Below are 17754 nucleotides of genomic sequence, written 5' to 3'. Positions count from 1 at the left end.
GTTAACCTACTCTGACACTTTTAGAAAAGGGAGAAGGTTATGGGAGAATTTGTAATGGAGAAAAGGATTAAACATCCTTTACTAAGTGGCTTATTGTCTGTTGTTGTAATTGTCTTAATTGCTTCTATTGGTTGGGTTCTATGGTCTAATTTATGGAAAATGATTATTTTAGCAATAGGTGGAAGTTCTGTTGCTGGTTTAAGTGATGAAGTTTTAGGACATTTTTTAAAAGAATCAGTTGAAGGAACTTTTTTCTGGATTGTGATTTCAACGTGGGTATGGTTTACCTTAAACATGGGGAACTATGGTAAATACGCTAAAACGACTAAACAACCTATAGCAGGTTTACGTTATACAGGATTAGCCTTTTTATCAGGAATTATTGGATTTACAGTATTTGTAACGTTCTTAGGCTTGTGGTGGGAACCTTTTAGTTGGCAAGTATTATTCCGACCAGCAGATGATACTCAAGCGTTACTAGCTATAAAAGGGTGGGCAGCGATTAACTTCTTTGCTTTATCAGTTATATTAGCTCAAATTCCATTAGTTAGTTTGTTTGGTAAATATCCATTTAGTAAATACAGTAAAGAACCTTGGTCAGTTGCATTTGGTACGCTATCATTAGGATTATTTCTAGCATTATTCAACTGGATTTTCTTTATTGTTCCAAGTTTTATGACATTTCAAATAGATGGTGTTATAGTGACTAGCCAGCCGTTTGGGACGTGGCCTACTGCTTTAGCTTGGTGTCAGTTGTTTATATTCTTTTTCTTAATTCCAGCAGAAGGTGGAGAAGGATACCCACAAAAATTAGTAACTACTAAGCAACCATGGTCAGGTTTTATTGGTTTGATTATCGCAGCTGGTGGAGCTTTCATTTTCTTACCGATTCTAAGAGGGATGTTAACGCCTTTAGCTGAGTCAGTGGGAATAGCACCAGATTTAGCTGTGGCATCATTTGTCTTAACGATTATCAATGTTTTACTAACTTGGCATCATCACTTTGACGACTATCCTAATAAAGAGTTAATGCCAAATACTTTGGGTCGTGTTTTAGCTCAGTTAGCAATTGTTATTATTGTAGGGGCTATTTTAGGAATACTTTGGATCAAATATCTACACATTTGGCCATTTGGTGGTAATGATTTAGGATTGGGACATCCGATGTTAGGTATTATGGGTGGTCAGTTTGTTTATATGATGCCAATGCTATTTATGAATACCTTCTTTGACAAGTACCCAATGGCTAAAAGCGTTAAAAAGTAATATAATTGGGCTAGAGAATCTGAGTTCTCTAGCTCTTTAATAAAAGAAAAGAGGAAAATAATATGACAAAAATAACAGATTTATTAGGGATTGAATACCCAATATTTCAAGGAGCAATGGCTCAAATATCGACATCAGCATTAGCTGGAGCTGTTTCAGAAGCTGGTGGTTTAGGTATTATTGCATCAGGTGGTATGACAGCAGAAAAATTAAGAGAAGAAATTAAAAAAACGAGAGAAATGACGAATAAGCCATTTGCTGTAAATGTAATGCTGATGATGGAGAATTGTGATGAAATCGTGGATGTTATTATAGAATCTAATGTGAAAATAATCACAACAGGAGCAGGAACACCTAAAAAATATATGCCAAAATTAAAAGAAGCTGGTGTGATGGTTATTCCTGTTGTTCCTAGTGCTAAATTAGCCAAAAAAATGGAAGACTTAGGAGTCGATGCAGTTGTTGCTGAAGGAACTGAAGCTGGTGGGCATATAGGTGAAGTGGCAACAATGCCGTTAATTGCAGCAGTGACTAAGGCTGTTTCTATCCCTGTTTTAGCAGCAGGAGGTATTTCAGATGGTCGTGGTTTAGCAGCAGCTTTCTCTCTAGGAGCAGTTGGTGTACAAATGGGAACGGTTTACTTAGCTTCAAAAGAATGTCCAATTCCAGATAGTTTTAAAGAAAAAGTCATTGAATCTGTAGAAACTTCAACAGTAGTAACAGGTCGTCGTAACGGAGCGCCGGTTAGAACTATTAGAAACACAATGACTGACCATTATATAGCTTTAGAAAATCAAGATGTTCCACGTGAGGAGTTAGAGAAATTGACAATGGGATCATTGGCAAAAGCTGTTGTTGAAGGAGATGTGGAGAATGGTTCTCTAATGGCTGGGCAAATATTAGGAAACATAAGTAGTATTAGAAGCGTTTTTGAGATTCACCAAGCTATTTTAGATGAATATCGTCATATTGTATTACCTGAAATTTAACTTTTTTAAAATAGCAAGTAGCAATTAAATGAAAAGACACCTTTTTGATTAAAAAGGTGTCTTTTTTGTTGTCCTATCAGTAATTTGTTAAAAACTATTAATTTTAGTAATACCCTCTCTTAAAATTACTAAGTTGTAATCGCTTACCTATCAAGCTAAAGTAAAATTGTAATTTGCGCAAATTCGAAAATGAAATAATACATTTTTTTTAAGTTACAGCCTTACATAAATAATAGAATAAATAGTTTTGAAACTCATGTAGTTTTTGAAAAGGGAGACGATTATGGAGAAATTTGTAATGGAAAAGAGAATTAAGCACCCTGTGCTAAGTGGCTTAGCAACAGTGGCACTTTTAGTAGTTGTCGCGTCAGTTTTTTGGGTAGTTTGGTCAAATATTTGGAAAGCAGTTATCTTACTAATTGGTGGAAGTTCTGTAGCAGGACTTAGTCCAGAAGTATTAGGTCACTTTCTAAAAGAATCTGTTGAAGGAACATTTTTCTGGATGGTTATTTCAACTTGGGTATGGTTTACATTAAGTTTAGGTAACTACGGAAAAAATAAAAAAACAACAAAACAGCCAATTACAGGTTTAATATATACAGGAAAAGCACTTTTAACAGGTGCAGTGGCTTTTGCTATATTTGTTTCTGTTTTAGGTTTATGGTGGGAGCCGTTTAGTTGGCAAGTATTGTTCCGCCCAGTAGACGATGCTCAAGCTCTTTTAGCTATTAAAGGATGGGCAGCGATCAACTTCTTTACATTAGCAGTTATCTTAGCTCAAATTCCAATTACTAGTTTATTTGGTAGATATCCATTTAGTAAATATTCTAAAGAAGATTGGTCAGTAGGTTTTGGTACTTTATTCTTAGGTCTTTTCATTGCATTGTTAGTTTGGATCTTCTTCATTTTACCAAGCTTCTTCACACTTCAAGTAGACGGTGTGGCAATTACGAAACAACCATTTGGTGACTGGAATACAGCCTTAGCATGGTGTCAATTATTTATTTTCTTCTTCTTAATCCCTGCAGAAGGTGGAGAAGGATACCCACAAAAATTGATTACAACGAAACAACCATGGTCAGGTCTTATTGGATTAGCAATTGCTTTGGCAGGAGCTTTCACGATGTTACCAATTTTAAGAAATCTTTTAACACCATTAGCTGAATCAGTAGGGATTCCAGCAGATTTAGCAGTAGCTTCATTTGCCTTAACGATTATCAATGTGATGTTAGCATGGCACCACCATTTTGATGATTATCCAAATAAAGACGTAATGCCTTCAGCATTAAAACGTATCCTACTTCAATTTGCAGTAGTTATCATTGTTGGATCAGTATTAGGAGTTCTTTGGATTAAATACTTACATATTTGGCCATTTGCGGCAAATGACTTAGGATTAGGTCATCCAATGTTAGGTATTTTAGGTGGACAATTTGTATTTATGTTACCAATGGTATTTATGAATACATTCTTTGATAAATGGCCAATGGCTAAAAGCGTTAAAGAAAAATAAAAAATTTAACACGTTAAAACCTATTTGATTAAGGTTTTAACGTGTTTTTATATTTAATTTTAAAAAACTTATAAAAAGTAAGTCTTTTACTTTGACTTATTTTTAGTAAGTGTTGTATGATAAGACCATCAAAGAGATGACAAAGTATTTCAACAGAATACTTGCTAACATTTGAAAATAAAAAACTTAAAAAATTATTGGAGGATTCAATTATGAAATTTGGAATTATTTTAGGAAGTACTAGAGAAGGACGCGTTAGCCCACAAGTAGGAGATTACATTAAAGAAGTAGCGAGCAAACGCGCTGAACATGAATTTGAAATTGTAGACATTAAAGAATTTAACTTACCATTTATGGGAACAGCTGAAGCAAATCCAAAATGGAACGCAAAAATTGATGAGTTAGATGGATATATCTTTATCACTCAAGAATACAACCATGGTTTAACAGCACCTTTAAAAAATGCAATTGATAGCGCTCGTCCAGAGTTCTTTAATAAAGCAGCTGGAATCGTAAGTTACGGTTCAGGTGGGGGAATCCGTGCAGCAGAACAATTACGTGTTATCATGGCAGAACAAAAAGTAGCAACAGTTAGAACAAACCCAGCCTTTAACTTATTTACTGATTTTGAAAACTTTACAACATTCAAACCAGGTGAACATATGGAAGCTGGTATCAATGACATGTTAGATGAATTGGTGTTATGGTCAGAAGCCTTTAAAACAATTAGATAAAAAGTGAATACCAATATCATTTTTAAAACTTTCGGCTTGTTTTGAAAAGATTAACTTATTCATAGTGCAGAAGACTGTGACATCGATAAAATGTCACAGTCTTTTTTATATTGTATAATAAAAAAGAAAGTAATTAAGAAAGGAGTATTTATGAAGAAAATTATACTAATTCTCACGTTAAGTGTTCTACTTGTTTCATGTGGAACATGTTCAAAAGAAACTGTTGAATCATCTGAATCTACTAAAGTAAGTGAATCAAGTAATAGTCAATCTGAAACACAGTCAAAGGAGATGGAAGAGCCAATGAAACAATTTGAATCTGGAACATTAATTCAAGCAGTCACTCAGAATGATAGTGAGCAAGTACAAGAAATTATGATGGATAAGACCTATAACATCAATGAAGTGGATGCTCAAAATGAGTCGCCTTTACTTATCGCAACCCATAATAATTATGTCGACATTGCCAAACTATTAATTGATAATGGAGCGGATGTGAATCAACAAGATAATATCCAAGATAGTCCATATCTATATGCGGGTGCTCAGGGAAAAACAGAAATACTTTCTTATATGATAGAAAATAGTAAACCTAATCAACAAATTTATAATCGTTTTGGTGGTAATACCATCATTCCAGCTGCCGAAAAAGGTCATTTGGATACAGTAAAAGTATTACTAGAAGATGGAACTGTTGATATTGATCATCAAAATAATTATGGTTATACCGCTTTGATTGAAGCTGTAGCTTTAACGGACGGCTCTCAAGTTTATCAGGACATAGTTGCTGAGTTATTAAAATACGGAGCAGACCGTACTTTAAAAGATAATTACGGAAAAACAGCAGAAGATTACGCTAGGGAATTAGGGTATGGCAATATATTAAAGATGTTAGAAAGCCAATAGATTTAACTCAAAAACGACTTATTACAAAAAGTAAGTCGTTTTTATTTACTTTTTGTAAGTAAAGTTATATACTAAAAGTAAGTTAAGAGAAATTAACTTTTTATTTTTAAATTAATATCTCGAATTAGAGATAATTAAAAAGGATGATAAGAGATGAAACGAGAAGACAAATCATTGGGAGCTTTCATAGGTATTCTACGAAATAGTAATAAGCTAGAAAAAATTGTCAAAAAAGATGTCTCTCACTATCAATTAAACATCACAGAATTTTCAGTTATGGAATTACTATTTCATCAAGGAAAGCAAACCACTCAAACGATTAAAGAAAAAATTTTAATTGCGAGTAGTAGTACGACTTATGTTATTGATCAATTAGAGAAAAAGAATTATGTGGAGCGAATTGTTAATCCAGATGATAAGCGAATTACTTATGTCAGTCTTTCAGAAGAAGGACAGGAGTTAATGACTACTATTTTTCCACTTCATTCTAAAACCATATCAGATTGTTTTGCTGGATTAGAAGAAGAAGAACTAAATCAATTAATTAAAACATTAGGTAAACTTAGTCGAACATTAGATAAACAATTATAGGAAAGAGGAAAACAAGATGAAAATAGCAGAAAAAGACCAATTACTAGGATTACACCATATTACAGCCATGACAAGTGATGCTGAAAAAAACTATCGCTTTTTCACAGAAATTTTAGGAATGAGATTAGTCAAAAAAACTGTTAATCAAGATGATATTTATACCTATCACACTTATTTTGCAGATGATCATGGAACACCAGGAACAACCATGACATTCTTTGATTTTCCTAATAATCCCAAAGGACGTAAAGGAACTAACACGGTAAGTATTTCTGGATTCAGAGTACCAAATGATAAAGCTTTAGAGTATTATAAAAATCGTTTTGAAGAGTTCAACGTTAAACATGAAGAGGTTAAAGAAGATTTTGGCACAAAAGTCCTTAAATTCTGGGATGAAGATGAGCAAACGTATCAATTAATTTCAGATGAAAACAATCAGGGAATGAAACCAGGGACTCCTTGGAAAAAAGGGCCAGTACCTGAAGAATATGCTATTTATGGTTTAGGTCGAATTGAAGTAACAATTAGTTATTTAGCTAATTTTAAATCTTTAATGGAGCAAGTTTTAAACTTTAAAGAAATAGCTCATGAAGGAAATCGTTATCTAATGGAAATTGGTGAAGGTGGTAATGGTGCCCAAATGGTATTAGTTGATGACACAACTAGCCAAGATGCTATGCAAGGTTACGGGGAAGTTCACCATATTGCTTTCAGAGTAAAAACAAGAGAAGCTTTATATGCTTGGAAAGATGTTTTCGACCGTTTAGGTTTAGGTAATTCTGGACATGTGGATCGCTACTATTTTGAATCACTTTATGTTCGCATTGGCCATATTTTAGTGGAGCTTGCGACAGACGAGCCAGGTTTTATGGGAGACGAGCCTTATGAAACATTAGGTGAAAGTTTATCCTTAGCGCCATTCTTAGAAGAAAAAAGAGAATACATTGAAAGTGTTATTAAACCTTTTAATACAACAAGAGAAGCTTAAATTGATAAATAAAAAGATGAGGAGAGAGATTAATGGAACCTATTAAAAGAATTCACCATATATCAGCTATAGTTGGAGACCCAAGAGAGAATATTGCATTTTATGAAGGCATTTTAAACTTAAAATTTATTAAACAAACGGTTAACTTTGATGACCCTGAAACCTATCATTTATATTATGGAAATGAAACAGCAGATGTGGGCACAACCATGACTTTCTTTAACTGGGATAATGAAGCTCGTGGTCGTGTGGGTAGCGGTCAAGTCGGACGGATTGCTTTTCGTATCCCGAAAGGTAGTATGGGTTACTGGAATGAACGATTAACAGGTTTTAATATTGATTTTACAGTTAGTCGTTTGTTTTTATCACCTACAATTGAATTAGAAGATCCACACGGTTTAGCTATTGCACTTGTTGAATCAGCAAATGAAAGTGACACTCCGGCAATATTAGGATTCCACGGAGCAGCTTTATTATCTAGCCAACCTAAACAAACTGTTGAAACGTTAAAAGACGATTTAGGATTAGAATTAGTAGAAGAGAATGAAGAGGCAGCTCATTTAGTAACGATAGGTGAAGAAAGACATCATATTATTGTACCTAAAGAAAAATTACCACGAGGAAGATTTGGAGTAGGAACAGTTCACCATATTGCGTGGTCAGTTCCAAATGATGAAGTTCATAGAGAATGGCAAGATTTCTTATATGAAGAAGGTTATAACGTAACCGAAGTAAAAGACCGTCAGTATTTTAAAGCTATTTATTTAGCAGAAAAAGGTCATGTAATATTTGAACTTGCAACAGATGGACCTGGATTTATGATTAATGAAACATTTGAAGAGTTGGGTAGTAAATTAATGTTACCACCACAATATGAGCATATGAGAAGTCAATTGGAGCAAACGTTGATTCCATTGCGAGAAAAGGAGTAGGCTAATGGTAACAATTAGACCAGAAGAAATGAGCGAGCGAGATAATTATAAATTTTTAATAGGCTCGATTATTCCAAGACCTATCGCAGTGGTAACAAGTTTGTCTAAGGAAGGGGTATTAAATATTGCTCCTTTTAGTTACTTTAATATTGTGACATCTAATCCGCCAATTGTTTCTTTAGCGATTCAACGAAAAGCTGGAAAAATGAAAGATACAGCTCGAAATATTGTGACACTTAAAGAAGCTGTGATTCATATTGCTGATGAAGAAAATATTAATGATATTAACCAAACAGCAGCTAATTTAAAAGAATCTGAAAGTGAATTATCATTAACGAACTTTACTACAGGAGTTAGCTCTACAGTTAAAGTTCCCCTTTTAAATGAAATTAAAATTAAAATGGAAGTGTCGCTACATCAGCATATTCCAATTGAAGATAATGGTGAAATCACCACAGATTTATTATTACTGAAAGTAAAAACGTATCACATTAAAGATGAGTTATATCACGAGGGTCGAATTGATCCAGATGGTTTAAGACCGATGAGTCGTTTGGCAGGACATGATTATGCGACTTTAGGAACTAAAACCACCATTGTTCGACCAGATTAAAAGGAGAATGACATATGAATTTTGTTATCCAACCAGGAAAAAAAGAAGCGCCAGTATTTATCTTGCTTCATGGAACAGGTGGTAATGAAGAATCCCTACTTGATGTAGGAAAAGCGTTGAACCCAGATGCTACATTAGTAGGTATTAGAGGGGCAATACTAGAGCAAGGTTATCCAAGATATTTTAGACGCCTAGAAGAAGGTGTTTATGATATAGAAGATTTGAACCAAAGAGCAATTGAGTTACATAATTTTATTCAAGAGTTAATCACAGAGTATGAATTTGATAAGTCAAAAATAGTTTTAGTTGGTTATTCTAACGGTGCCAATATTGGGATTAAATTGCTATTAGATTATTTTGATATGTATCAAAAAGGAATTCTATTTCATCCAATGTATCCTGTAGAAATAAATGAAAAACAAGATTTATCGCAAACGAATCTCTTTATGACTATGGGGAAAATGGATCCAATAGTTTCAGTTCAAGATAGTGAGTATGTCTTGGAGTTATTTAAAGAACGCCAAGCAACAGTTGATATGATTTGGACACAAGGACACCAGTTAACTTATGAAGAAGTGTTACAAGGAAAAGAATGGTTAGAAAAATAAAGAAACGAAACAGCTAATTTGGAAAAGGATTAGCTGTTTCTTTATTACGGTTATTCTTTTTTGTGATAAAATGAGCGTATAGATAAAGATGGGGTGAAAGTGATGCAAGAAATTAAAATTAAACGTGGTTTAGAGTTTGTTAATGGTGGCTGTAATGCTTGTCCAACTTTTAAGGAAGACATTTATGTGATGGAGTTAAAAGGTAATGAACATGTTCTAGACGAATTCAATGTGAACTCTATGGTTATGGCAATAGCTGTTGCTAATGGTTATAAATTACACCAAGAATATGACATGTCTGAGGACTATGATATCTATAAAAAAGAGGGCAACGAAATAGCTGTGATTCCTGAGTATAATAAATTAATTTTTAAAAAAGGACCTCAACAGCAAAAAGTCGCTAATCACTATCAAAACACAGAGGAGTTATTTGCTGTTGTTAATAATCTATTAACACAGTATTTTGATTTAGAAAGTATTCAATTTGTATTAGAAAAATAAATATAATAAAGATGGTTTCATAAAATACGATATTTTACGTGTTTTATGGAACCATCTTTTTTAACTAAAAGATTTACTTAATGTTTGACAAGGGACGCCATCTTCTTCATAGATGTTTGAAATTATAACATAACCTTGTTTTTGATAGAAAGGAACAGCAGTGAGTTCAGAATGGATAATTGCCTGTTGAAAACCATCTCTCTTTGCTTTCTCCTCAAGAGAATAAATGATTTTAGCACCACATTGTTGTCCTCGATATTCTTTGATCGTAGCAATGCGAGTAAAGCGACAGACTAATTTACTTTCTTTGATAAATCGACCAGTAGCAACTGGAAGGGAGTTATCATACAAAACAGAATAGACAGTTTCATCAGTATCTAAAGTATCGAATTCATCTTCTAAAGCAATAGAGCGCTCAATAACAAAAACTGTCATTCTGATATAACAAGCAGCAGCTCGTTGCCAAGATTCTTTTCCAATATGAATATGCATTATTGTAGTCCACCTTTAGTAATTTCTTTTATTGCCTTTTTTTACATAGTCCCAATCAGCTGCTACATTTTGACTAATTTTTTTTAGGATACCTAATAATTGTTGTTGTTCAATTTCGGAAACATGTAGTAGAGCTTGTTGTTCTGAATAATTTTCTTCGCGAGTTAAGTAATCATAAGCTTGGGTGCCTTTATCTGTGAGAAATAGATGTCTGATTTTTCGATTATCGGGATCATTTTCTTTAACGATGAATCCTTCATTTTCCAATTTTTTGACGGATTTAGCGACAACTGTTCGATCAACTTTAGTTAATTCGGCTAAGTCGTCATTAATGATGCCAGGGTTTTCAGCAATACGGCTTAAAAAAAGATATTGTCCTTTGTTTAAGTTGATATCTTTAAACTCAATGTTACTAATAGAAGATAGGGCACGGGCAATAATACCGATTTCTCTTAGAATATCAGACATTTATTATGCCTCCTCTTTTGCAATATAAGTTTCAAGTTGTAAAAGATCAATTATTTTAGGTAGGTCCTTAACTAAGATAACCATTGTTTGATCAGGTTTTCCCTGGAGCAAAGACTAATTTTTCTTGCTGATAAATGTCATTATCGATGATTAGTGGCACGTCAAATGTGTAACCAAACGGGCAGACTGCGCCAGCTTTTTGTCCAGTTAATTCCTCCATATCCTTAGGAGCTACAATGGATAGTTTGTTTTCAACAACTCGTTTTAAAAGTTTGAAGTCAGTTTGCTTAGTGGTAAAAGTAAAGTAAATATAATAGCGTTTATCTTTTCCTTTTAAGAAGAGGCTTTTGGTCTCTGTACCCGTAAATCCTTTTGATTCTTTCATAATAACCGCATCTTCATTTGTGAAAATAGGTTCGTGGTCATATAGTTCAAAGTAAATATCATTTTCTTTAAATAGATTTTCTAAGTTTTTAATCATGTTTAAATCACCTCAATTTTATTTTAACTATAATTTACACTTTAATTGTTGAAAATGCAACAATTATATTAAGTTGAAATTAGATGATATATGATTCATAGTATGTTTATAGATCAAAAAAATAAAAAATTGAACAGAAAGGGAGAACTGAGATGGATTTTTGTATTGATGATAGTTTAGTAGATTTGGGAATTCAAACTGTAGCTTTGGGGATAGTCCGCAATTTAGATGTAACAGTTCCATTATCACCAGAATTTCTAAAGAGAATTGCCTACCAAGAGGAACGAGTTAGCGGATTAGATTTGGAGATGTTGAGAGAAAATAGAGTGATAAAGGGATACAGAGACATGGTATCTGAAGTAGGTAGAAGTCTAAAGAAATATCCTCCAGCTGCTGAAGCACTTATAAAAAATACTCAGCGTCGTCAAAAAATGCCTCGAGTAAATAGTATTGTAGATATTTACAACTTGGAGGCATTGACATCTTATCTATCCATTGGAGCCCATGACTTAGATAAGATTGAATTTCCCGTTATCTTTACGGTTGCAAAAGAAAAGAAATTGTTTTATCCCATTATGTCTAATGAAAAAGAAGTAAGTACAACAGATTTTATTTATGAAGATCAGGAAAAAGTGTTGGGGTATTTAGGTTGCCGTGATTCTGAATTATGTAAAATTGATGAAACTACTAAAAATGCTTTATTTATCATTCAAGGAAATCGAATGACAACTATCGAAGAAAGAGTAGATGCCTTGAAAAGGATTATGACGGATTTAAAAGCGCATCAGCCAGAAATGACTTATCAAATAAAAATTATCGAGTCAATCTAAGATAGAAATGTCACTCCTATATGTTAAAAAAACATTCTTTGGTGATTGATTCATTCATTCTTGTATTACCTTCGTCTATCATCTCTAATTAAAATATTTGAAGGTAATTTTATTGTTTATATACCACTATTATTCCTGAACTCAATAATAGTTCCTTCAGGTGCTTTGATTTTAAATAGTTCACCATTTTCCACATGATAGATAATTTCATCGTTTTTCTTAATAAAATTATCTGAATAATCTTTAAGAGAGTCAATGATAGCTTCCAAATTATCAGTGTATAAACAGAAGTGTTGAATCCCTTCTGATTCAGCATTAAAAGAATTGAGTGTTTTTTTACCTGTTTGTAACTCAATGTAAAAATCTCCTAGTTTTAGCCAAGTGTTGTATGAACGACCGTGAAAGTTAGGTGTTTCTAAAGATAGGCTAAATCCTAAAGCTAAATAAAAGTTTTTTGTTTCTTCATAAGTGTTTGTTTGTATACAGATATGATGTGCAAATAGTGTCATGAAATGATCTCCTTATGTTATTTAATATGAAACATAGTGTTTCGTGAGAGTAACTTGAATCAACTTCTCTTTAAAGTATTCTCTTATCTCCAGAGTGTGATTATAATAAAGGCAAGTTAGCTGATTAAGCTTACTCTTTTTCAATCAATGGGAATTTTTTTAAGTAAAGTTGTTTAGCTAGTGTTTCAATAATATAAACAACAGGTATCTGAGTCGACATATCCACTGCATAGGATTGCCTTTTTAAAGGTGTGTCATAAGACAATGAAAAATCACATAAAGTGGTTAAAGTATTGGCTTCTTTATTAGTGATACTAACTGATTTAATAGATGTTTCTTTAAGTGCTTTGGCAATGTGAATTAAATCAGGTGTTTCTCCAGATACTGAAAAGAGTAAACAAATTTCTTTATTTCCTTTTGCTGGTTGTTCTCTTTTAACAGCTAAGTAAGGAATAAAAGTAGAAACAGAAGCAAAACTTTGATAACCAAGAGAAGACAAACGTTGCTGAGCGTATTGTGCCATAGCGCTAGAAGAACCTGTACCTAGGCAATGAACGACATCAACTTGGTTTAAAAATGAAACGAGTTGAGTGACTTTTTCTTGGAAATCCTCAGGGAAATAAGTGTTTTCTAAAAAGAAATCATCAGTTGTTAACTGTGAGGACGTTGTTCCTTCGTTAGCAAGCTTTTGTTTTAATGCCAGTCTCAATTCTGGGAAACTACTAAAGCCCATTTTTTGAGTAAAGCGCACGATGGTAGCAGGAGAGACATGAGTCTTTTCAGCTAATTCACGAACGCGCATGAATGCTACTGACTGTTCATGGTTAGTAATGTAGTTAGCGATATGAATATCTGTTTCACTTGCATGTCGCAATTTTTCTAAATCAAACATAGCTGTCATCTCCTTTTTACTCTATTTTACTTGAGTCATAGGGAAAGTGAAAGTTAATAACATACGAAGGGAAGTAATTTTATGACAAACACAGGATTTCGTCCAGATTTTTTATGGGGAGGAGCTACTGCTGCGAACCAATTAGAAGGTGCTTATAACGAGGGTGGTAAAGGATTAACGATTGCTGATATCTCACCAGGTGGTAAATTAAGAATGCCATTAATGTTTTCAGGTGATATGCCTTTAGAAATTGATGAGTCAAAATACACATATCCAAACCATAAAGGGATTGACTACTATCACCGCTATAAAGAAGATATTGCATTATTCGCTGAGATGGGATTTAAAACATTCCGTATGTCGATTTCTTGGGCAAGAATCTTTCCAAATGGTAATGACAAAACACCTAATGAAGAAGGACTTCAATTCTATGAAAATGTCATTGATGAGTTATTAAAATATAATATTGAACCAACGATTACTATCTCTCACTACGAGACACCACTACACTTAGTAAAAGAATATGGTGGCTGGAAAAATAAAGAATTAATCGGTTTCTTTGAAAACTATGCGCGCACGATTCTAGAACGCTTTGGTAAAAAAGTTACTTATTGGATGACGTTTAATGAAATCAATACAGGAATTATGGGCTCTTTCTTTTCAACTGCTATGCAAAATGCGACCGAAACAGAGAACTTCCAAGCTTTACATAATCAATTTGTAGCAAGTTCAATGGCTACTAAAATAGCTAAAGAAATCAATCCTAAGATTCAAATGGGTTGTATGAGTATTTACGCGACTATGTATGCTTATGATTCAGATCCAGTTAACGTTATGGCTACAGAAGAAAAAAATAGAATGTTTAACTACTTCTGTAATGATATTCAAGTAAGAGGAGAATACCCAACATACGCTTTAGCTTACTTTGCTAATAAAGGGATTGAGATTGAAAGAACAGCTGAAGAGTTAGAGTTAATTAAAGCTCATACAGTAGACTATTTATCATTTAGCTATTACATGTCAGCGGCTATTTCAGTTAAAGCTGAGCACCAAGATGATAAGAGTCAAGGGAACTTCTTTGGTGGCGTGAAAAATCCATTCCTACAAGCAAGTGAATGGGGCTGGGAAATTGACCCAATTGGTTTAAGATTAGCGTTATGTGATTTATATGGTCGCTACGGTGTCCCATTATATATTTCTGAAAATGGATTAGGAGCAATTGATATTCCAAACGAAAACTATGAAATTAACGATGATTACCGCATTGATTACTTAGAAAAACATATTGCTGAGATGAAAAAAGCGGTTGTATTAGATGGTGTTGACTTAATGGCTTATACACCTTGGGGATGTATTGACTTAGTCAGTGCTTCAACAGGTGAAATGTCTAAACGCTACGGCTTTATCTATGTTGATTTAGATGATGAAGGTAATGGAGATATGAGTCGTTATAAGAAAAAATCTTTTAATTGGTACAAAGAAGTTATTGCAACAAATGGTGAAGAAATTAAATAAAACAAAGAAGAATTCTCTAACTTTAGAGGATTCTTCTTTTTGTGTGTTAGGAGTAGTATACTAATATTAAATAACTGATCACATATGGAGGGAACGAGATGGAATTTTATTCGTATCAATTCTTTTTAAATCAATCCACAAGTAATCATTTGATAAAGTATGTTCTTTTTATTGGTTTACTTGCGTTGTTATTAGGAGTGATTTTAAAAAGATTTCATAGTCAAGATCAAATGAAATATCGAGATTTAATTATATTAGTTTCTCTAGGGATTGTCTTTATGGTAGGTATACAAGTCAATGAATATGAAGTAGGGAAAAATAATCTTAACAATTCTTCTAGAATGATTAATTTTTTAGATAATATAGGTGAGAATCAAGAAGTTTCACCAACAGACTTGGCAGTGAATTCGAAATACGTTAAAGATGAGATGTTAATAAAAATTGGGGATAGTTATTATCAGATTAATATGAATGCTGATTTGTCCTCATTTAAATTAGAAGAAACCTTTTTATTAAATGCCAAAGATGTCACTTTGATAAAGGAGTAGAAAAATGAAAGATTATTTAGAAATAGGAATTAAGTTAGCAATCGGGTTAATTTCATTGATTTTTCAAATGAATTTATTAGGAAAAGGAAACTTAGCTCCAACCTCAACTCTTGATCAATTACAGAATTTTGTGTTAGGTGGTATCATTGGCGGGATGATTTATAACACGCAAATATCCATTTTACAATTTTTCTTGATATTAATTATGTGGACATTTTTAGTGACACTATTCAAATATCTGAAAGAAAATGTTGCTATTGTCAAAAAATTAATTGATGGAAAACCAATAGTTGTTATAAAGAACGGGGAAGTTTTAGTAGAAAACTGTGCTAAAAAAGGAATTTCAGCAAATGATTTGATGTTTAAACTACGAACAGAAAGTATCTATGATACAAGACAAGTGAAACGAGCTGTCCAAGAACAAAATGGTCAGCTGACTATTATATTATATGGAGATGAACAGGTTCGTTTTCCTTTAATTACTAATGGCGTGGTGGATGAAGATGTATTAGAAACATTTGATAAAAATAAAGCTTGGTTAGAAGAAGAACTAGCTAAGCAACAAGTAGAATTATCTAATGTTTACCTAGGTGAATATCATAATGGCTATTTGAATCTAAGTCTTTATAGAAAATAAGATTTAAGAAGACAGGTCAACAAAGTACTGACATTGCCATTTTTGAGTTTTAGTAGCTGTTTGATTTAGCTCAGTTTCCCAAGAAGGATAGACTCGAATAGCCATCTTTCCTTTTTGTGTAGCAGTTCTTAAAATACCTTGTATAGCTAAGATATCCTTAGGAAAAATAAACAGACCTTTTTTCTCTTGATCCATAATGGCAATAATGAGGTAGTCAGGATGTTGCTCTAAGGAAAAGGATTGGTTTTGATTCTGAGAGTTTTTCTCCCAAAAAGCTACAAAGTAACCTTTCTTTTTAGGCGTTAATTTCGCTAAACGACTCCGATAAGATTGAGCGCCTAGAGTAAATTGATGTGCTTCGTAGTCTGAATTATAAGGCTCTTTGATTAGTTGTGTTAGTTCAGTTTGCTGGGTGGAAGAAAAGTAGTTATTAATAAATGGGATAGATGAGACCATGGGAACACGTCCTTAATTGTTTTATTTAATGTTACCATAGCAGTCATTTCCTATAAGAGTCAATTAATAAGAATAAGATTAAATAGAGAGTAGGTAGTTCTATGAAGTTAGGTATTATTTCAGCAATGGAGAGTGAAATAAACTATATATTAGAAACAAGTCAGATGGTTAATCAAATTAAATTGAAAAAAGCAATCTTTTATCAGTGTGAGATAGGAGATGTAGAACTAGTTGTAGTTGCTAGCGGCGTAGGTAAAACAAATGCCACAGTGTACACACAAGTATTAATAGATTACTTTGACCCAACAGCTGTCATAAATATTGGAATAGGTGGAGGATTATCTGATAAGTTGCGTCCCTTAGATCTCGTTTTAGGAACTACTTTTAGTCATCACGATGTGTCTATTGAACAAATGGAAGCTTTAAAACCATTCATATCGACATTTGAAGCAGATGGCGAGTTAGTAAAACTATTTGATGCGTATGAAGGAGTAAAGATAAGAGGGCATATAGCTTCTGGTGAGTCGTTTATCGCAAGTGAAACTGAGAGAAAACAAATAATTGAGATGCACAAGCCTTTATTAGTCGATATGGAAACTAGTAGTATGGCTCATTGTTGTTACTTAAATGACAAACCTTTTATATCCTTACGAAGTGTTTCTGATTTAGCGAATGACGAAGCAGATGAATCCTATGAAGAAAATGAGCTAGCTGCAGCTAATGCTGCGGGGAAAGCTTTGTTGGATGTATTGGGAAAGATATCTTTATAATAGAAAAGTATTTATTGGATCAAGGATTATAGTGAGACTATTTTAGAAAAATTTGTATTAGAAATTAAAATAAAAATGCTAACTACTGAACACTTTTAATCAGTAGTTAGCATTTTTTAGTTTATTAATTCTATAAAAAATATTAGTAGGAATAATTATTTATAAGAGAATACATTGATTCAAATAATTTTATATAAAAATGTATTCTTATTAAAGTTGCTTCAAAAGAGACCAATAGGGGAGACTAAAAAATAAGTCCCTCGATGAACTTGAGGGAGTATTGTAAACTGTGTAAGTAATATACTATCTAGATGACTTATAGTTCATATTCTACTATTTACAAGAGAATTTAAAGGCTTAATAACCATATCTAATGTGTGACATAGATACCTGAATAATTCATAGCTTTAATTCTTTGGTACATTTTATTGAAATATGTATCACTAATATCCCTATCAACTGATTTTGACTAAAAAGTTACTTCAAACATTCACTGTTCAAAAATATTGAGGAAT

Annotated in this window: 21 protein-coding genes and 1 pseudogene; 16 read left to right on the top strand and 6 right to left on the bottom strand. The window is 33.0% G+C overall.

Annotated features, from left to right (window positions below):
- The first annotated feature begins 54 nt into the window (after positions 1–54).
- From ACODH8_RS13195 to ACODH8_RS13145, 11 genes are all read left to right on the top strand, one after another.
- A complete protein-coding gene (locus ACODH8_RS13195; protein WP_332466822.1) occupies positions 55–1266 on the top strand; it encodes a hypothetical protein in 1212 nt (403 codons plus the stop codon).
- A 62-nt stretch (positions 1267–1328) separates the two neighbouring features.
- Positions 1329–2255 (top strand): DUF561 domain-containing protein, encoded by a 927-nt coding sequence (locus ACODH8_RS13190; RefSeq protein ID WP_332466823.1) that lies wholly within the window; start codon positions 1329–1331, stop codon positions 2253–2255.
- A 283-nt stretch (positions 2256–2538) separates the two neighbouring features.
- Positions 2539–3768, top strand: a complete 1230-nt coding sequence (locus tag ACODH8_RS13185) for a hypothetical protein (protein ID WP_332466824.1) — start codon at positions 2539–2541, stop codon at positions 3766–3768.
- Between the two features lie 212 nt (positions 3769–3980).
- Positions 3981–4502 (top strand): NAD(P)H-dependent oxidoreductase, encoded by a 522-nt coding sequence (locus tag ACODH8_RS13180; RefSeq protein WP_332466825.1) that lies wholly within the window; start codon positions 3981–3983, stop codon positions 4500–4502.
- Between the two features lie 150 nt (positions 4503–4652).
- A complete protein-coding gene (locus ACODH8_RS13175; protein ID WP_332466826.1) occupies positions 4653–5408 on the top strand; it encodes an ankyrin repeat domain-containing protein in 756 nt (251 codons plus the stop codon).
- Positions 5409–5561: 153 nt separating this feature from the next.
- Positions 5562–5999 (top strand): MarR family transcriptional regulator, encoded by a 438-nt coding sequence (locus tag ACODH8_RS13170; RefSeq protein WP_332466827.1) that lies wholly within the window; start codon positions 5562–5564, stop codon positions 5997–5999.
- A 22-nt stretch (positions 6000–6021) separates the two neighbouring features.
- Positions 6022–6987 (top strand): ring-cleaving dioxygenase, encoded by a 966-nt coding sequence (locus tag ACODH8_RS13165; RefSeq protein ID WP_332466870.1) that lies wholly within the window; start codon positions 6022–6024, stop codon positions 6985–6987.
- Between the two features lie 32 nt (positions 6988–7019).
- Positions 7020–7919 (top strand): VOC family protein, encoded by a 900-nt coding sequence (locus ACODH8_RS13160; protein ID WP_332466828.1) that lies wholly within the window; start codon positions 7020–7022, stop codon positions 7917–7919.
- Between the two features lie 4 nt (positions 7920–7923).
- Positions 7924–8532, top strand: coding sequence for a flavin reductase family protein (locus ACODH8_RS13155; RefSeq protein ID WP_332466829.1), 609 nt, complete (start codon positions 7924–7926; stop codon positions 8530–8532).
- 14 nt (positions 8533–8546) lie between these two features.
- Complete coding sequence (locus tag ACODH8_RS13150; RefSeq protein ID WP_332466830.1) at positions 8547–9140, top strand: alpha/beta hydrolase; 594 nt, start codon at positions 8547–8549, stop codon at positions 9138–9140.
- Positions 9141–9242: 102 nt separating this feature from the next.
- Positions 9243–9641 carry a DUF4809 family protein gene (locus tag ACODH8_RS13145; protein WP_332466831.1) on the top strand — a complete coding sequence of 133 codons (399 nt, stop codon included), beginning with the start codon at positions 9243–9245 and terminating at the stop codon, positions 9639–9641.
- Between the two features lie 60 nt (positions 9642–9701).
- Here ACODH8_RS13145 and ACODH8_RS13140 read toward each other — a convergent pair whose 3' ends face one another.
- The 3 genes and pseudogenes from ACODH8_RS13140 to ACODH8_RS13130 form a co-directional block, all read right to left on the bottom strand.
- The gene (locus ACODH8_RS13140; RefSeq protein ID WP_332466832.1) at positions 9702–10133 is read right to left on the bottom strand and encodes a GNAT family N-acetyltransferase; all 432 of its coding nucleotides are present in this window, start codon (positions 10131–10133) and stop codon (positions 9702–9704) included.
- A 15-nt stretch (positions 10134–10148) separates the two neighbouring features.
- Positions 10149–10601: a MarR family winged helix-turn-helix transcriptional regulator gene (locus tag ACODH8_RS13135; protein WP_420504871.1), complete on the bottom strand. Its 453-nt coding sequence runs from the start codon at positions 10599–10601 to the stop codon at positions 10149–10151.
- Between the two features lie 3 nt (positions 10602–10604).
- A pseudogene (locus ACODH8_RS13130) lies at positions 10605–11079 on the bottom strand (YbaK/EbsC family protein).
- A gap of 155 nt (positions 11080–11234) precedes the next feature.
- On the opposite strand from ACODH8_RS13130, the gene ACODH8_RS13125 reads away from it, so the two are divergent.
- Positions 11235–11912 (top strand): B3/4 domain-containing protein, encoded by a 678-nt coding sequence (locus ACODH8_RS13125; RefSeq protein ID WP_332466835.1) that lies wholly within the window; start codon positions 11235–11237, stop codon positions 11910–11912.
- 116 nt (positions 11913–12028) lie between these two features.
- Here ACODH8_RS13125 and ACODH8_RS13120 read toward each other — a convergent pair whose 3' ends face one another.
- Positions 12029–12421: a VOC family protein gene (locus tag ACODH8_RS13120; RefSeq protein WP_332466836.1), complete on the bottom strand. Its 393-nt coding sequence runs from the start codon at positions 12419–12421 to the stop codon at positions 12029–12031.
- 130 nt (positions 12422–12551) lie between these two features.
- Positions 12552–13313 (bottom strand): MurR/RpiR family transcriptional regulator, encoded by a 762-nt coding sequence (locus tag ACODH8_RS13115; protein WP_332466837.1) that lies wholly within the window; start codon positions 13311–13313, stop codon positions 12552–12554.
- A gap of 81 nt (positions 13314–13394) precedes the next feature.
- On the opposite strand from ACODH8_RS13115, the gene ACODH8_RS13110 reads away from it, so the two are divergent.
- The 3 genes from ACODH8_RS13110 to ACODH8_RS13100 all read left to right on the top strand — a co-directional run bounded on the left by ACODH8_RS13110 (position 13395) and on the right by ACODH8_RS13100 (position 16013).
- Positions 13395–14828 carry a glycoside hydrolase family 1 protein gene (locus ACODH8_RS13110; RefSeq protein ID WP_332466838.1) on the top strand — a complete coding sequence of 478 codons (1434 nt, stop codon included), beginning with the start codon at positions 13395–13397 and terminating at the stop codon, positions 14826–14828.
- A 98-nt stretch (positions 14829–14926) separates the two neighbouring features.
- Positions 14927–15376 (top strand): DUF3290 domain-containing protein, encoded by a 450-nt coding sequence (locus ACODH8_RS13105; RefSeq protein WP_332466839.1) that lies wholly within the window; start codon positions 14927–14929, stop codon positions 15374–15376.
- Between the two features lie 4 nt (positions 15377–15380).
- Positions 15381–16013: a DUF421 domain-containing protein gene (locus tag ACODH8_RS13100; protein WP_332466840.1), complete on the top strand. Its 633-nt coding sequence runs from the start codon at positions 15381–15383 to the stop codon at positions 16011–16013.
- 3 nt (positions 16014–16016) lie between these two features.
- Here the strand turns inward: ACODH8_RS13100 and ACODH8_RS13095 are convergent, their stop codons facing one another.
- Positions 16017–16469, bottom strand: a complete 453-nt coding sequence (locus tag ACODH8_RS13095; protein WP_332466841.1) for a MepB family protein — start codon at positions 16467–16469, stop codon at positions 16017–16019.
- A 101-nt stretch (positions 16470–16570) separates the two neighbouring features.
- Here ACODH8_RS13095 and mtnN point away from each other — a divergent pair, with 101 nt between their 5' ends.
- Entirely contained in the window at positions 16571–17239 is a 669-nt protein-coding gene (mtnN, locus tag ACODH8_RS13090) for a 5'-methylthioadenosine/S-adenosylhomocysteine nucleosidase (protein ID WP_332466842.1), read from the top strand.
- Positions 17240–17754: the final 515 nt, after the last annotated feature.

The sequence above is a fragment of the Vagococcus fluvialis genome, assembly GCF_048815235.1.
In the GTDB taxonomy this organism is placed as follows: domain Bacteria; phylum Bacillota; class Bacilli; order Lactobacillales; family Vagococcaceae; genus Vagococcus.
Note: the sequence above shows the minus strand (reverse complement) of the source record. Positions and strands in the feature narration are given on the sequence as shown.

What these genes read in the sequence shown, in the direction of transcription:
- ACODH8_RS13195 (WP_332466822.1), top strand. Translation starts at nt 55, where the DNA reads ATGGAGAAAAGGATTAAACATCCTTTACTAAGTGGCTTATTGTCTGTT.
- ACODH8_RS13190 (WP_332466823.1), top strand. Translation starts at nt 1,329, where the DNA reads ATGACAAAAATAACAGATTTATTAGGGATTGAATACCCAATATTTCAA.
- ACODH8_RS13185 (WP_332466824.1), top strand. Translation starts at nt 2,539, where the DNA reads ATGGAGAAATTTGTAATGGAAAAGAGAATTAAGCACCCTGTGCTAAGT.
- ACODH8_RS13180 (WP_332466825.1), top strand. Translation starts at nt 3,981, where the DNA reads ATGAAATTTGGAATTATTTTAGGAAGTACTAGAGAAGGACGCGTTAGC.
- ACODH8_RS13175 (WP_332466826.1), top strand. Translation starts at nt 4,653, where the DNA reads ATGAAGAAAATTATACTAATTCTCACGTTAAGTGTTCTACTTGTTTCA.
- ACODH8_RS13170 (WP_332466827.1), top strand. Translation starts at nt 5,562, where the DNA reads ATGAAACGAGAAGACAAATCATTGGGAGCTTTCATAGGTATTCTACGA.
- ACODH8_RS13160 (WP_332466828.1), top strand. Translation starts at nt 7,020, where the DNA reads ATGGAACCTATTAAAAGAATTCACCATATATCAGCTATAGTTGGAGAC.
- ACODH8_RS13155 (WP_332466829.1), top strand. Translation starts at nt 7,924, where the DNA reads ATGGTAACAATTAGACCAGAAGAAATGAGCGAGCGAGATAATTATAAA.
- ACODH8_RS13150 (WP_332466830.1), top strand. Translation starts at nt 8,547, where the DNA reads ATGAATTTTGTTATCCAACCAGGAAAAAAAGAAGCGCCAGTATTTATC.
- ACODH8_RS13145 (WP_332466831.1), top strand. Translation starts at nt 9,243, where the DNA reads ATGCAAGAAATTAAAATTAAACGTGGTTTAGAGTTTGTTAATGGTGGC.
- ACODH8_RS13140 (WP_332466832.1), bottom strand. Translation starts at nt 10,133, where the DNA reads ATGCATATTCATATTGGAAAAGAATCTTGGCAACGAGCTGCTGCTTGT.
- ACODH8_RS13135 (WP_420504871.1), bottom strand. Translation starts at nt 10,601, where the DNA reads ATGTCTGATATTCTAAGAGAAATCGGTATTATTGCCCGTGCCCTATCT.
- ACODH8_RS13125 (WP_332466835.1), top strand. Translation starts at nt 11,235, where the DNA reads ATGGATTTTTGTATTGATGATAGTTTAGTAGATTTGGGAATTCAAACT.
- ACODH8_RS13120 (WP_332466836.1), bottom strand. Translation starts at nt 12,421, where the DNA reads ATGACACTATTTGCACATCATATCTGTATACAAACAAACACTTATGAA.
- ACODH8_RS13115 (WP_332466837.1), bottom strand. Translation starts at nt 13,313, where the DNA reads ATGTTTGATTTAGAAAAATTGCGACATGCAAGTGAAACAGATATTCAT.
- ACODH8_RS13110 (WP_332466838.1), top strand. Translation starts at nt 13,395, where the DNA reads ATGACAAACACAGGATTTCGTCCAGATTTTTTATGGGGAGGAGCTACT.
- ACODH8_RS13105 (WP_332466839.1), top strand. Translation starts at nt 14,927, where the DNA reads ATGGAATTTTATTCGTATCAATTCTTTTTAAATCAATCCACAAGTAAT.
- ACODH8_RS13100 (WP_332466840.1), top strand. Translation starts at nt 15,381, where the DNA reads ATGAAAGATTATTTAGAAATAGGAATTAAGTTAGCAATCGGGTTAATT.
- ACODH8_RS13095 (WP_332466841.1), bottom strand. Translation starts at nt 16,469, where the DNA reads ATGGTCTCATCTATCCCATTTATTAATAACTACTTTTCTTCCACCCAG.
- mtnN (WP_332466842.1), top strand. Translation starts at nt 16,571, where the DNA reads ATGAAGTTAGGTATTATTTCAGCAATGGAGAGTGAAATAAACTATATA.